We start from the raw sequence: 13074 nt of genomic DNA, 5'->3' as shown, positions 1-13074 counted from the left end.
CCGTTCATTTCGGTCATCGAATATGAACGGGGTAGTCACATGAATGCAGACTCAGGTTCCGTAGTGTTCGATGTGAGTAAGTGTTCGATGGGAGTACCACTGCCGTGTGCGCGTCGCACGCGGCAGCAATCGTCAGGATTGGGGTTACAACGTGCGTATCGGTATGGGTTTGAACTACAGCGGCGGGTTCGCCGAAACCGTCGAAGAGGTCGGTGACCTGGAGAAGGCGGGCCTGGACATCGCTTTTGTCCCGGAAGCGTATTCCTTCGATGCCGTCAGCCAGCTCGGTTACCTGGCGGCCAAGACGTCGACCATCGAACTCGCTTCGGGAATCTTCCAGATCTACACCCGTACGCCCTCGTTGACCGCGATGACGGCAGCGGGCCTGGACTTCGTCTCCAACGGTCGCTTCGTGATGGGCCTCGGTGCTTCCGGGCCGCAGGTGATCGAGGGATTCCACGGCGTCAAGTACGACGCTCCGCTGGGGCGCACCCGTGAGGTCGTCGAGATCTGCCGTAAGGTGTGGCGCCGCGAGAAGGTCGAATACCAGGGCAAGTATTACCAGGTTCCGCTCCCCGCCGAGAAGGGCACCGGACTGGGTAAGCCGCTCAAGCTGATCAATCATCCTGTGCGTGAGCGCATCCCGATCCTGATCGCGTCGCTCGGCCCCAAGAACGTCGAGCTGACGGCGGAGATCGCCGAAGGCTGGGAGCCGATCTTCTTCCATCCGGAGAAGGCAGCCAGCGTGTGGGGCGAGCCGATCGCCAAGGGCAAGGCCAAGCGCGATCCGAGCCTCGGCGAGCTTCAGGTGTACGCGTCGCCGGCGCTCGCCATCGGTGACGACGTCGACCACATGCTCGACTGGGTACGTCCGAGCCTTGCGCTCTACATCGGCGGCATGGGCGCCAAGGGCAAGAACTTCTACAACGATCTCGCGGTGCGCTACGGCTACGAAGAGGCCGCCGAGAAGATCCAGGATCTTTACCTCGCGGGCAAGAAGGACGAAGCCGCAGCAGCAGTCCCCGACGAGCTGGTTCGTGCCGTGTCGTTGATCGGCCCCGAGAGCTACGTCCGGGAACGCGTCGCAGCCTTCGCCGAAGCGGGTGTGACGACGCTCAACGTCACGCCGTTGGCTGCCGATCGCAACGGCCGTGTCCAGCTGATCGAGAAGTTCCGCAAGATTTGTGACTGACCCTACTGTGCGCCTTTGTTAATCGCTCGCGGTTGATAGAGGCGCACAGCAGAGGTGGTCGATTTGGGATCTCTTGCGCACGAAACCTGATTTTGGCCGCTTGTTGACAGGACTTTCTGCACTTCTGAGCGGTCGGCTTCTTCACCTAACGTGGATTGGGTAGCCAGGGTTCGCGTGCGGGTCCGGCACCGGTGGCCTCGTTGACGCCCGTTCGGGATGTTGGCGGGGCCGTTGCCGCAGTCCACCCAAAGGTCGAATGTCCGATTCGGGACTCGCGTCGGCCGATGAATCCTTTTTGCCGCCGTTGGGCAATAGTGTGGGGCGAAGAGATTCTGTGGCCGATTGTGGAGGGACGAACATGAGTGCAACCAAACCCGTCGTCGTAGCAGTGGACGGTTCGGAACCAGCGTCGTCGGCTGTCGTCTGGGCGGCTCGAACGGCAGTGGCGCTCGGTCGTCCTCTCCACATCGCGACGGTGGTGCACATCCCCGCCTTCTACTACTCCGAGCCGTACCTCGCCGAGAGCTTCAAGGACGAACTGCGCCGCACTGCCACCGCTCGTCTGGACAGCGCACAGATCCTCGCGCGCCAGAGCATCGACGACGACCTCGAGATCGTCACCGAACTTCTCGATGGCAGTGCCTCCGATCGGCTGATCGAATTGTCCAAGAGTGCGTACATCATTGCGCTCGGACCCCGCGGACACGGTGAATTCACCGGACTGGTCGTCGGTTCCGCGACGGTGTCCGTGGTCTCGCACGGCGAATCACCGGTTGCAGTTGTCAGAGGGCGAACCCTCGACGGGCGACCGCCGACTGAAGGCCCCGTCGTCGTCGGCGTCGATGGATCCGAGAGCAGCATCGAGGCAGTCGAGCATGCTTTCGAGCAGGCTTCCGCGAGGGGCGCCACCTTGATTGCGGTCAACGTGTGGAGCGACGTGAGTGTGCAGCCCTCGCTGGGCGCCACCCCGGAGGACCCACTGTGGAGCAGTATCCAGACAGGCGAGGAAGTTGTCCTCGCCGAGCAATTGGCCGGATTCACCGAACGCTACCCGGACGTCGTCGTCGAGAGGGTCGTCGCGCGTGACCGTCCGGTGCGAGTTCTGAGCGAATACGCGGAGACGGCGCAATTGATAGTCGTCGGCAGCCGTGGGCGCGGCGGATTCGCGGGAATGCTCCTCGGATCGACCAGTCGGGCGCTCCTGCACACTGCGGATTGCCCGGTTCTCATAGTCCGGCACGTCAACAAGTAAAGAGAATGCATTCAATGAGTTCTGAGTCCACCATCTCCGGTACCGTTCGACTCGAGATGTCTTTTGGAGGGGTTCGATGACAACGCGGATATTCCTGGTCGACGATCACGAGATCGTCAGACGCGGCTTGTTCGACCTACTCGGCGGGGTCGAAGACTTCGTGGTGGTGGGCGAAGCCGCATCCGTGGGAGAAGCATTGGCTGCGGTACCGCAGAGCAATGCCGACGTCGCGGTTCTGGACGTACGGTTGCCTGACGGCAACGGCGTCGAACTGTGCCGCGAACTGCGCTCCATGCTTCCCGACCTGCGCTGCCTGATGCTCACCTCCTACGCCGACGACGAGGCGTTGCTCGACGCGATCATGGCGGGCGCCTCGGGGTTCGTACTCAAACAGATTCTGGGAACCGATCTGGTCGCTGCGGTCCGCACAGTCGGGCGCGGCGGTTCACTGCTCGACAGTCGGGCGACGGAGGCGCTGATGCAGCGGATCCGTAGCGACCGCACAGCTGATCCGTTGGCCGAGCTATCCGATCAGGAACGAGCAGTCTTCGACCTCATCGGAGAGGGACTCACCAACCGGGAGATCGGCGCGCGATTGTTCCTCGCGGAGAAGACGGTCAAGAACTACGTGACGCGTCTGCTGTCGAAGCTGGGCATGCAGCGTCGTACTCAGGCTGCAGTGCTGGCCACCGAAATCCGCAGCGGCAGTCGATAGGTCTACCGACCGGACTTCGGTCGATTCGAGTTGGTGCGGCCGAGCGGCACTCGCCAGAGCAGACGTGCACCGCTCGGATCGTGGTTGACGATTGTGCATGTACCGCCGCAGTGTTCGGCACGGCGCTCGAGATTGTGAAGCCCACTCTTGTGGAAGTCGGAGGGGAGTCCGACGCCGTCGTCCTCGATTGTGATCGCGAATTCGACATCCGCGGTGACTGCGATGGTGATGTGGTGTGCTTGTGCATGCCGAAGGACGTTGCTCAGTCCTTCTCGCAGTACAGCTTCGGCGTGCTGGTGGATGCCGGGATTCACGAGAGTGTCGATGGCGCCGGAGAATTGGACGCTGGGGGTCACGGCGGATTGTGCGGTGGCGTCGCCGATGACGTCGAGGAGGCGTCGGCGCAGGCTCGACGAATCGGTGGCCGTGGGAGTCTGCAGATCGAAGATGGTAGTCCGGATCTCGCGGACGGTCTTGTCCAATTGTTCGAGCGATCGTTTGACAATTGCGCGCGCCGACTCGGGGAGGGTCTCGTCCGGAAGCGTGCTCTGCAGGCTCATGCCACTCGCGAACAGTCGCTGGATGACGTTGTCGTGCAGGTCGCGTGCGATGCGGTCGCGGTCCGCGAGAACCGACAACAGGCGTTGCGCCTTCTGTTTCTCGTCGAACTCGATTGCAACGGAGCCGAGTTCGGCCATCGACTCGATCCGGGTCAGTTCGTCGTGGTCCCAGTGCGTGTTGGTGGAATTCGACGCCACGATGATCGCGCCGACTACACCCGAGGCGACGCACATCGGTGCAACGACCGCACTACCGGCCGACGGCACCAGCGCTGTGAGCGCACCTAAGGTGGTGAGCACCTGTAGCTTTCGCGTACTTCGCACGACGTCGAACGGATAGGTCGTCGCTGGAATTCTGACCCCACGAGAAGTGGTTCGGGCGCTGGCCGCGGCATGGACCTGGGCATACCCGTTCTCGCAGATCACCACGATCACGTCCTCGACCCCGGTCAAATCCCGAACGCGGCTGGCCAGAAGTTGCAAGCCGTCCTCGAGCGAGTCACCGGCCAGCAACCGCGAGCGAATGGCAGATGTTGCGGTGAGCCATCTTTCACGAGTCCTAGACTGCTCGAACAGCCGGGCGTTTTCCACAGCGATACCGGCTGCGATGGCGAGAGCCTCCAGAATGACCTCGTCTTCCTGGGTGAACTCGGCTTTTCCTCGCTTCTCGGTCAGATAGATGCTGCCGAACACCTTTCCTCGCATCATGATCGGCGCTCCGAGGAAGCTCTCCATCGGTGGGTGATTTGCGGGGAATCCGACCGATTCGGGATGGTCGCCGAGATGCGCCACGCGCAAAGTCTGCGGATGATTCATCAGAACACCCAGAACGCCATGCCCTTCGGGAAAATGTCCCATGATCGCGCGTTGGGACCCGGGGATTCCTTCGTAGACGAATTCCGAGAGCCCGCCCCCTGGCGCCGCAACCCCCAGGGCGCCGTAGCGGCAATCCAGAACCGTTGTCGCAGAAGTAATGATCCGTTGAAGTGTCAGGTCGAGATCAAGGCCTGAACCGACGACCAGGACCGCCTCCAGCAGACGGTGGAGCGTGGGGACGTCTGCGTTGGAATCGCCCAGGCGGTCGAGCAACTCGCCGAACGTGCGTGCCGGACAGTGACCCGAAGCTTCGACCATGGTCGAAGCATATCGCCTCGCGGAACGTCAGCCCTCTTGACGGCGACCTTCCCACCACGAAGACCAGTGATGCTTGATTTCGTCGAACTCGTCATCGCTCAGGTTGTAGGTGGTCAGCAGGATCGACATACCTCCATCGGGTCGCTGGGCAGTCACGGACTGCGAGGCGACGGACAGCAGGCCAGGGCCGAGATCTTCGACTGTCAAGCCGAATTGGTGGTCGGTGACGAAGTCGACGACGCCCTCGAAGTAGTCGCCGGGAGCGATCGTCGCCGCGTACCGACTTCCCTCTGCCAGATCGATTTCGGTGATCCCGAGGACAGTCGCCACGTTCTCGCCGGGGAGCAGAAGACCGTCGAGATAAATGGTTCTTCGCTCGGCCAGCCCGTGGTGCTCCACAGCGAATCTGAGCAGCTGGAGGAACGTCGTCCATCCTTCGGTGATGTCGTCGTACCAATTGTCTTCCGCCGACTTTGCCGGCCGATCGATGCGGACGACCGTCTTGCCGTCTTGTTCGAATAGAGAGAAATGATCACCGTTTCCGAGTCTCAGCGTCAACGCTTCAGGGTCGGCCTCAGCGGTGGAGTAGATCTGGGTGATTTCGTCGTCGAGTCCGTCGTACTCCCAGCCGAACCAACGACGAATCAGCGACGGATCACGCAACGCGGGCCAGAGTACGGACGGGGCTGCGACGATCGACACCTCGATCACGGTTTCGCTCATCCGGAAGACGCTACCGACTTCAGCCCTTCATGGCGACGGTCAGCAGAAATGCGACGTCTTCGAGCGCTTCGACACTGTGCCGGTCGGCCGGAACGGCGAGGAAATCACCGGTGGATCCTTTCCACTGGTCGCTCCCACACACAAGATTCAGCTTCCCGCTCAGGACCAACAGCGTGGCTTCGCCCGGACTGTCGTGTTCGGCGAGGCTCTTGCCGGCGCTCAGCGCGATCACCGTCTGCCGCAGGCTGCGCTGGTGGCCGCCGTAGACGGTTTGTGAACTGCGACCGCTGGTCGCCGAGCCCGCCAGTTTCAACTGTTGGCGAGCGAGAGCGGTCAGTGACTTCTTGTCCATCGAAGACCTCTCGAAAGCGGTGAATGTCGTTCTTGGAGTATGACCGACTCACTCGCAAGGTGCCTCGTTATCGGCGGAAGTCGATCAGCGAGTGTATTCCAGCCAGCGGAAGCGCAGCCCGCTCTTATCCGAGGTCTGCCAGGGCTCGTCGGACTTCAGGTTCCATTCGGAGCCGATCTCGGGAGCAAAGGCATCACCGGCGATGTCGAGGTCGATCTCGGTCACGAGTAGATGCGTCGCGAATGGCAGTGCACCCGAATAAATCTGCCCGCCACCGACCACGAAGACGTCGCCGTCCGGCAACGCCAGGGCGTCGTTCAAGCTGTGGACTACCTCGGCGCCTTCGGCGTGCCACTCCGGATCGCGGGTGACGACGATGTTCCGGCGCCCGCTGAACGGCCGGAACTTCAGTGGAATGGAGTCCCAGGTGCGCCGCCCCATGATCACCGGATGCCCCATGGTTACGCGTTTGAAGTAGGCCATGTCTTCGGACACGCGCCACGGGATCGTGTTGTCGGCGCCGATGACGCCGTCATGAGCCTGTGCCCAGACGAGGGTGACTGTGCGATCGGTCATCGTCAGACCGCAACCGGCGCTTTGATCGCGGGGTGGTGCTGATAGTCGACGATCTCCACATCCTCGAAGGTGTAGTCGAAGATGGAGTCGCGCTTGTTCAGTTTCAGGGTCGGCAACGGCAGGGGCTCGCGACCGAGCTGCTCGGTAACCTGATCGACGTGGTTGTCATAGATGTGGCAGTCGCCGCCGGTCCAGACGAACTCACCGACGTCGAGTCCGGCCTGCTGGGCCATCATGTGAGTGAGTAGCGCGTAGCTTGCGATGTTGAACGGAACGCCGAGGAACATGTCGGCGCTGCGCTGGTACAGCTGGCACGAGAGCTTGCCGTCGGCGACGTAGAACTGGAAGAAAGCGTGGCAGGGCGCCAGCGCCATCTGCGGAATGTCGGCCACGTTCCACGCCGAGACGATGATCCGCCGCGAATCGGGGTTCGTGCGCAGGGTCTCGACGGTCTGCGTGATCTGGTCGATGTGCTCGCCCGAAGGGGTGGGCCAGCTACGCCACTGGACGCCGTAGACGGGGCCGAGTTCGCCGTTCTCGTCGGCCCACTCGTCCCAGATGGAGACGCCGTGCTCGTGCAGCCACGCCACGTTGGAGTCGCCGCGAAGGAACCACAGGAGCTCGTTGACGATCGACTTGAGGTGGACCTTCTTGGTGGTGACGAGCGGAAAGCCGTCGGCAAGATCGAAACGCATCTGGTGACCGAAGATGCTGCGGGTGCCGGTTCCGGTGCGATCGGATTTGGCGCTACCCGTCTCCATGACGAGCCGGAGGAGGTCTTCGTAAGCAGTGGAGACAGTCACGGGAATCAGTCTAGGGCCTAGCCTGCTGTGCGCCTTTATTAACCTCCGGCGGTTAATAAAGGCGCACAGCAATATAGCCTCGGCGCATGCGCGAACTCTTGGTGATCGGTATCGGTGCGGGTGATCCCGACCAGGTGACCGTTCAGGCGATCAAGGCCATGAACAGGGCCGATACCTTCTTCATTATCGGAAAGGGTGACGAGAAGCAAGCTCTGGTCGACCTGCGAACCGGCATCCTCAACGAGCACGTTCACCTCGACTACAAGGTGGTCGAGATCACGGACCCACCGCGGGACCGAACCCCGACCGATTACGAAGGTGTCGTCGAGGACTGGCACGAGCGCCGGGCAGCGAAATTCGAAGCGGAATTCGCTGCCGAGCCCGGAGTGGGCGCGATTCTCGTCTGGGGTGACCCTTCCCTCTACGACAGCACTCTGCGGATCGTCGAGCGCGTGCTTGCTCGCGGGAGAGTGTCGTTCGACTACTCCGTCATCCCGGGGATCACGAGCGTGCAGTCGCTGGCTGCACAACACCGGATCGTCCTGAACCGAATTGGCGAACCTATCCACATCACGACCGGCCGCAAACTGGCCGAGGGCTTACCTGACGGAGTGGATAACGCCGTCGTGATGCTCGACGCGCATTGCACGTTCACTCAGGTGGCCGAAGACGACGCCGAGATCTGGTGGGGTGCGTACCTCGGAACCTTGGATGAGGAGTTGATTTCCGGCAAACTGCGCGACGTCGAAGATCGGATCGTCGCGCGCCGGGCGGAGCTGCGTGAGAAGCACGGCTGGATCATGGATACGTACCTCCTTCGGCGTTGAAAACCGGCCACAGATTGCACAGTCGATCCTGCGCTCTTGATCCAGAATGGCGGTCTGCGCACCTAGGATCCGTGCATGACATCGTTCGGGCAGGACCGACTGCAGTCGGTCCTGCCCGCGCCACGTGGTCGTGAAAGATCAGCTGTGAAGTCGGCTTTCGACTTCTCGTTCAGTGGTATCGGCGTCCTGATCAATTCGACAGTTTCAATCGATATCTCGCCACGACAGGATTGGAACTAGCCGTCCGATTGCTGGTCGTCGGTTCCCTGACGACGGTCGTCATCGCGATGACCCTGCTGCGGCGAGCGGATCGGGCGATGTATTCCGCGAAGGCGTGCGGTGGGCACTCGGTGGTTCTGCAGACGGAAACGGACTGAGCGCACTGTGAGTGTCCGTGGTCGGCGCTAGTCTGTTGCCATGCCTGAACTACCCGAGGTGGAAGCGCTGGCAGGGTTCCTTCGTCAGCACGCGGTCGGCGCAGTGGTGGGGCGCGTCGACATCGCCGCACTGAGTGTGCTCAAGACCTTCGATCCGCCGATGACGGCTTTGCAAGGGCGTGACGTGACGGCCGCCGCCCGCTTCGGAAAGCATCTGGCGCTGGACTGCGACGGGTTGTGGTTGGTCACGCATCTCTCGCGTGCCGGTTGGATGCGGTGGCTCGACAATCCGTCGGTAACACCGCCGAAGCCGGGCAAGGGGCCGTTGGCGCTGCGCGTCCATTTCTTCACACCCGAAGGGTTGACGCCGGCATTCGATCTCACCGAGGCGGGTACCAAGAAGCGCCTGGCAGTCTGGGTGGTGAACGATCCGCAGGAGGTTCCGGGGATCGCCCGATTAGGTCCGGACGCGATGGCTGTGACCGAAGTTGAGTTCGCTGAGATTCTGGGCGGCACGTCGGCGCGGATCAAAAACTCGATAGTCGATCAGTCGCTGATCGCCGGGATCGGGAACGCCTACTCGGACGAGATCCTCCACACCGCGAAACTCTCGCCGTTCGCGACCTCGTCGCGCCTGACACCGGAGCAGATTTCGGCCCTGTACGCCGTGATGCGATCCACGCTGGCCGACGCGATCGAGCGTTCGGAGGGCCAGGACGCAGCCCGACTCAAAGGCGAGAAACGCTCGGGGATGCGAGTACACGCGCGTACCGGACTTCCCTGCCCGGTGTGTGGTGACGTCGTACGCGAAGTGTCGTTCGCAGAACGCTCTTTTCAGTACTGCGCGACGTGCCAGACCGGTGGTAAGCCGTTGGCGGACAGGCGAATGTCGAAACTGCTCAAGTAGCGAACTGCGCCGCGAGTAGTTCGACGAACTCGCGCGCGAGCGCCGACGAATGGGTGGGTTCGGTAATTGCGTGGACGATCCGATGCGGCGCATCGGTGATCGGAATACAGACCAATTCGGGGTGTAGGGCGCTCATGGATTGGGGGAGCAAACCTACGCCCAGGCCGTTGGCGGTCAGTGAACAGATCAGGTCTACCGAGTTGGCTTCAAGCGTTTTTCCCCGAGGGACCTGTGATTCGGCGAAGGCTTGGTCGGTTTGGACACGGGCCTCGCTGCCGGAGGCGAAGTCCACGAGAGTGTGATCGCGTAGGTCTTCGAGCCTGATCGACGAGGCCTGGGCCAAGGGATGGTCGGGAGCAACAAACGCTGCGGTGGGTTCACTCCACAACGGCGCGGCGGCAAAGCTCTTGGGTAGGCGACCTGCGGCCAATCCGACAATGCCAACGTCGATTGCGCCGGACCGGACTCCTTCGATAACTACTTCACTGCCGTACGGTCGCGCTGTGATGTTGATTGCAGGGTGGCGGCGTGTCAGATCTGCCAGCGCGCGGCCTACGTCGACGCGCCCCGCCGAGGTGATGATGCCGACCGTCAACCGCACTTGCTCGTTGCTCCGTGCCGAGACATCACTGACGAGTCTCGACACGGCGCCGAGTACCTCACGGGAGCGGGCGACAAATACCTCGCCGGCAGCAGTCAGTCCGACGTTTCGACTGTTCCGGTTGAACAATTCGACTCCCAGTTCCTTTTCGAGGTCTCTGATCTGGGCACTCAAGGCGGACTGGGAAACGTGCAACCGCGAGGCTGCTCGGCTGAAGTGTCTGTCTTCCGCGACTGCCAGGGCGTAGCGGATGTGACGTAGTTCCATTGCACCAATCTATCGTTTCTGGAGATAGATCATGCATATCTATCTATTGGACGCGCGTCGGTGTGGGCGGTCATGCTTGACGACATGATCTCAAGCGACGCGCGTCCGAGGCTCGGACTACCGATAGTGCTGCTGATGGCTGCAGCGACGGGCCTGTGCGCGGGCGGTAACTATTTCAATCAGCCACTCCTCGATTCCATCTCGGATCACCTGAATGTGTCGGCCTCCGCAGCGGCCGCGACGGTGACCATCGCACAGGTCGCGTATGCACTCGGATTGATACTTCTGGTTCCGGTAGGCGACATGGTGGACCGGCGCAAGCTGACGGTAGGGCTCATGCTGCTGGCGGCGACCGGTCAAGCGGTCAGCGGATTTGCGCCGAACTTTGCCACGCTGGCAGTGGGAATCGCAGTCGCTGGAGTTTTTTCGGTCGCTGCCCAGGTTCTGATTCCGTTTGCCGCCTCACTGGCCGAACCTGAGAGGTCCGGTCAGGTGGTCGGCACGATCATGAGTGGACTGCTGATCGGAATCCTGTTGGCGCGCAGCGTTGCCGGCGTACTCTCCGGACTGGGAGGTTGGTCGACGGTCTACAAGGCGGCGGCGGTGCTGATGGTGGTGATGGCCGTGGCATTGTGGCGATCTCTGCCGTCCGATTCCGCAGATCGACCGAAGGCCGGTTACGGCGCCACGCTTGCTTCGGTAGGGAAGTTGGCTGCGAACTTGCCGCGCCTGAGAACCCGATCGGCCATGGGTGGACTGGCTTTTGCTGCTGTCAGCACCGTCTTCACGACGATGGCCTTTCTGCTCTCTGACGAATTCGGCTACAGCGACACTCAAATCGGCTTGGTCGGACTACTCGGTGTGGCGGGAGCATCGATGGCGACGGTGGCGGGCAGACTGGCCGATCGGGGATTGGGTCAGGTGGCGACCGGCGGCGCCATCGCGATTCTCTTGGTGTCGTGGCTTCCCTTTGTCGCCGGTGCCACCCACGTGGTGTGGTTTCTCGTTGCCATCGTCCTTGCCGACCTCGCGCTGCAGGGAGTGCACGTCAGCAATCAGAACGTGATCTACGCCCTTGTCCCCGAGGCACGTTCGCGTGTGAACTCCGTGTACATGACCACCTACTTCGTCGGTGCTGCTGTGGGCTCGGCAGTGGGGTCTGTGGTGTGGAAGTCGTACGGCTGGAACGGAGTATGCATCGCCGGGTTGGTCCTCTCCCTTGCAACGGTGTTGGTGTGGATGCACGATCGCCGACTGGAGACCGCTGAGCTGCGAATCCCGGAATCCCCTGTCGCGGTGGGATAGGCACCCACACCTTCTCGGCTACCGCACCTTTCAGATTTCGGCACCGTCCACCAGGATCTTGCCGACGCGTTCGGGATAGAACGACACGTGGTCGTCGATCCCGGACGCTTCGGCGGTAGTGAACGGATAGAACCACGCCAGCTCCTCGATCGGAGCGAGTTCGGTTGTGCCGGTGAACGACAGATACGACGCAGTGCCCTTGTAGGGGCAGGCCGTGGTGGTCGGGGACGGCGCAAAGTACTCGCTGCGAACGTCGATTCTCGGAATGTAGTACCGCGTGGGCAGTCCGGTTTCGAAGAGCAGTCTGGGTCGTGTCGTCTCGGCGACCAGTACGTCGCCGACAAAAACCTGGATGTGGCGGGACGAGGGGAGTGCGTCGATACGTACGTATGGATCGCGGGCGTGGACAAAGACCTGTTGATCCTCCTCGTACCAGGCGTCCATGCGATCCCAATAGAATGCGACGTACTCACTCAAGTCCAGGGAACCGTCGAACTGTTCAGGGTAGGACCAGACGGCGTCCTCGGCCCGGCTATCCCCGATCTCGATCGTCCAATAGGTGGCGTCACCTTTCCATGGGCAATGGGTGGTCGTCGACGTCGGGACGAGGAATTCGGTGCGAACGTCCGCGAGGGGGATGTAGTACATCGGCAGGCGGCCGCGTTCGAAAAGGTATACCGAACGAGTGGTGTCCGCGACGGCGTGACCAGCGAAGAATGCTCGAACTCGGCGGGGGTTCGGCTCCAGTGCGATCCGCCCGTTGGAAGCTGTGATCTGTGTGTCTTCTGCGTGTGTCAGTGCTGTGGACATTCGGGAATGCTCCTGAGATCGGCAGGGCGGTCCTTCCCATCTTGCGCCCGGCAGCAGTTATTTGACAGGTTGGAGTCGAAATACGCGGATCTGGCGCCCGAATGCTCGATCGGCGTAGGTTTCGTACGGCGGCCACGTGGTGGTCGCGAGCTCCCACAGCTTCTTACGCGTGGCGCCCTCCGCCAGACTCGCACCGACCGGTATTTCGACGCCTTTCACTGTCACGATTGCGGTGGGGTTTGCCATCAAATTGAGTGTCCACGCCGGATGCGTATCCTGCCCCCAGTTGGAACCGACGACGACAAACGCATCGCCGTCGGGTGCGTACAGGAGTGGCGTGATGCGAGAACGGCCGGTCTTACGGCCTGTCGTGGTGAGCAGTAGCTGAGTCACGGTGTTTTCTCCGACCAACGAGAGCTTGCCTCCCGACACTCTCTGTACTGCTCGATCGAGCGGAACCAGATCCTTGCCGAGATCCGAGAACCATTGTGTATGGCCGACATTGCGCATCAATGACCGGTAGATGTTGCGCATCGGACCCCTCGCATTCTCGGCACTGTTTCGAGGCTGGTGCACCTCGACTCGAAAGAGTCTGCCACGTCAGGTCACAGATACCTGAGTGCCAAGGTCCTGAAAGGAACGAATCGGTCAGCCGAATTTGGTTTTGGTGGAG

At 61.8% G+C, this 13074-nt stretch carries 15 protein-coding genes; 7 read left to right on the top strand and 8 right to left on the bottom strand.

Annotation, left to right across the window (positions count from 1 at the left end):
* The first annotated feature begins 151 nt into the window (after positions 1 to 151).
* From R4P65_RS16790 to R4P65_RS16780, 3 genes are all read left to right on the top strand, one after another.
* Positions 152 to 1192, top strand: a complete 1041-nt coding sequence (locus R4P65_RS16790) for an LLM class F420-dependent oxidoreductase (protein ID WP_230814737.1) — start codon at positions 152 to 154, stop codon at positions 1190 to 1192.
* A gap of 358 nt (positions 1193 to 1550) precedes the next feature.
* Positions 1551 to 2444: a universal stress protein gene (locus tag R4P65_RS16785; protein ID WP_317827346.1), complete on the top strand. Its 894-nt coding sequence runs from the start codon at positions 1551 to 1553 to the stop codon at positions 2442 to 2444.
* Between the two features lie 76 nt (positions 2445 to 2520).
* Complete coding sequence (locus R4P65_RS16780) at positions 2521 to 3159, top strand: response regulator (RefSeq protein WP_003946380.1); 639 nt, start codon at positions 2521 to 2523, stop codon at positions 3157 to 3159.
* A 2-nt stretch (positions 3160 to 3161) separates the two neighbouring features.
* Here the strand turns inward: R4P65_RS16780 and R4P65_RS16775 are convergent, their stop codons facing one another.
* The 5 genes from R4P65_RS16775 to R4P65_RS16755 form a co-directional block, all read right to left on the bottom strand.
* Positions 3162 to 4853 carry a GAF domain-containing sensor histidine kinase gene (locus R4P65_RS16775; protein ID WP_317827345.1) on the bottom strand — a complete coding sequence of 564 codons (1692 nt, stop codon included), beginning with the start codon at positions 4851 to 4853 and terminating at the stop codon, positions 3162 to 3164.
* A 27-nt stretch (positions 4854 to 4880) separates the two neighbouring features.
* Entirely contained in the window at positions 4881 to 5576 is a 696-nt protein-coding gene (locus R4P65_RS16770) for a hypothetical protein (RefSeq protein ID WP_317827344.1), read from the bottom strand.
* 19 nt (positions 5577 to 5595) lie between these two features.
* The gene (locus tag R4P65_RS16765) at positions 5596 to 5928 is read right to left on the bottom strand and encodes a cupin domain-containing protein (protein WP_230814377.1); all 333 of its coding nucleotides are present in this window, start codon (positions 5926 to 5928) and stop codon (positions 5596 to 5598) included.
* An 84-nt stretch (positions 5929 to 6012) separates the two neighbouring features.
* Positions 6013 to 6504 (bottom strand): dihydrofolate reductase, encoded by a 492-nt coding sequence (locus tag R4P65_RS16760; RefSeq protein WP_317827343.1) that lies wholly within the window; start codon positions 6502 to 6504, stop codon positions 6013 to 6015.
* A 2-nt stretch (positions 6505 to 6506) separates the two neighbouring features.
* Entirely contained in the window at positions 6507 to 7307 is an 801-nt protein-coding gene (locus R4P65_RS16755; RefSeq protein WP_269590705.1) for a thymidylate synthase, read from the bottom strand.
* Positions 7308 to 7393: 86 nt separating this feature from the next.
* On the opposite strand from R4P65_RS16755, the gene cobF reads away from it, so the two are divergent.
* The 3 genes from cobF to R4P65_RS16740 all read left to right on the top strand — a co-directional run bounded on the left by cobF (position 7394) and on the right by R4P65_RS16740 (position 9418).
* Positions 7394 to 8134: a precorrin-6A synthase (deacetylating) gene (gene cobF, locus R4P65_RS16750; protein WP_317827342.1), complete on the top strand. Its 741-nt coding sequence runs from the start codon at positions 7394 to 7396 to the stop codon at positions 8132 to 8134.
* A 230-nt stretch (positions 8135 to 8364) separates the two neighbouring features.
* Entirely contained in the window at positions 8365 to 8511 is a 147-nt protein-coding gene (locus R4P65_RS16745) for a hypothetical protein (RefSeq protein ID WP_317827341.1), read from the top strand.
* A gap of 40 nt (positions 8512 to 8551) precedes the next feature.
* The gene (locus tag R4P65_RS16740; RefSeq protein WP_317827340.1) at positions 8552 to 9418 is read left to right on the top strand and encodes an Fpg/Nei family DNA glycosylase; all 867 of its coding nucleotides are present in this window, start codon (positions 8552 to 8554) and stop codon (positions 9416 to 9418) included.
* Here R4P65_RS16740 and R4P65_RS16735 read toward each other — a convergent pair.
* Positions 9411 to 10286 carry a LysR family transcriptional regulator gene (locus R4P65_RS16735; RefSeq protein ID WP_317827339.1) on the bottom strand — a complete coding sequence of 292 codons (876 nt, stop codon included), beginning with the start codon at positions 10284 to 10286 and terminating at the stop codon, positions 9411 to 9413. The genes R4P65_RS16740 and R4P65_RS16735 overlap by 8 nt on opposite strands.
* A gap of 72 nt (positions 10287 to 10358) precedes the next feature.
* Between R4P65_RS16735 and R4P65_RS16730 the strand changes: the two genes are divergently transcribed.
* A complete protein-coding gene (locus R4P65_RS16730) occupies positions 10359 to 11591 on the top strand; it encodes an MFS transporter (RefSeq protein WP_317827338.1) in 1233 nt (410 codons plus the stop codon).
* A gap of 30 nt (positions 11592 to 11621) precedes the next feature.
* Here R4P65_RS16730 and R4P65_RS16725 read toward each other — a convergent pair whose 3' ends face one another.
* Positions 11622 to 12401, bottom strand: coding sequence for a DUF427 domain-containing protein (locus tag R4P65_RS16725; RefSeq protein ID WP_317827337.1), 780 nt, complete (start codon positions 12399 to 12401; stop codon positions 11622 to 11624).
* A 57-nt stretch (positions 12402 to 12458) separates the two neighbouring features.
* Positions 12459 to 12935, bottom strand: coding sequence for a nitroreductase/quinone reductase family protein (locus R4P65_RS16720; RefSeq protein WP_230814369.1), 477 nt, complete (start codon positions 12933 to 12935; stop codon positions 12459 to 12461).
* Between the last annotated feature and the right edge of the window lie 139 nt (positions 12936 to 13074).

This window comes from Rhodococcus sp. IEGM 1318 (assembly GCF_033142465.1).
Taxonomy (GTDB): Bacteria; Actinomycetota; Actinomycetes; order Mycobacteriales; family Mycobacteriaceae; genus Rhodococcus_F; species Rhodococcus_F qingshengii_B.
The sequence above is the reverse complement of the archived record's forward strand: the minus strand, read 5'-3'. Positions and strand labels throughout refer to the sequence as shown.

Excerpts from the sequence above, each read along its gene's own strand:
- R4P65_RS16785 (WP_317827346.1), top strand. The coding sequence starts at position 1,551 with ATGAGTGCAACCAAACCCGTCGTCGTAGCAGTGGACGGTTCGGAACCA.
- R4P65_RS16780 (WP_003946380.1), top strand. The coding sequence starts at position 2,521 with ATGACAACGCGGATATTCCTGGTCGACGATCACGAGATCGTCAGACGC.
- R4P65_RS16775 (WP_317827345.1), bottom strand. The coding sequence starts at position 4,853 with ATGGTCGAAGCTTCGGGTCACTGTCCGGCACGCACGTTCGGCGAGTTG.
- R4P65_RS16770 (WP_317827344.1), bottom strand. The coding sequence starts at position 5,576 with ATGAGCGAAACCGTGATCGAGGTGTCGATCGTCGCAGCCCCGTCCGTA.
- R4P65_RS16765 (WP_230814377.1), bottom strand. The coding sequence starts at position 5,928 with ATGGACAAGAAGTCACTGACCGCTCTCGCTCGCCAACAGTTGAAACTG.
- R4P65_RS16760 (WP_317827343.1), bottom strand. The coding sequence starts at position 6,504 with ATGACCGATCGCACAGTCACCCTCGTCTGGGCACAGGCTCATGACGGC.
- cobF (WP_317827342.1), top strand. The coding sequence starts at position 7,394 with ATGCGCGAACTCTTGGTGATCGGTATCGGTGCGGGTGATCCCGACCAG.
- R4P65_RS16740 (WP_317827340.1), top strand. The coding sequence starts at position 8,552 with ATGCCTGAACTACCCGAGGTGGAAGCGCTGGCAGGGTTCCTTCGTCAG.
- R4P65_RS16735 (WP_317827339.1), bottom strand. The coding sequence starts at position 10,286 with ATGGAACTACGTCACATCCGCTACGCCCTGGCAGTCGCGGAAGACAGA.
- R4P65_RS16730 (WP_317827338.1), top strand. The coding sequence starts at position 10,359 with ATGCTTGACGACATGATCTCAAGCGACGCGCGTCCGAGGCTCGGACTA.
- R4P65_RS16725 (WP_317827337.1), bottom strand. The coding sequence starts at position 12,401 with ATGTCCACAGCACTGACACACGCAGAAGACACACAGATCACAGCTTCC.
- R4P65_RS16720 (WP_230814369.1), bottom strand. The coding sequence starts at position 12,935 with ATGCGCAACATCTACCGGTCATTGATGCGCAATGTCGGCCATACACAA.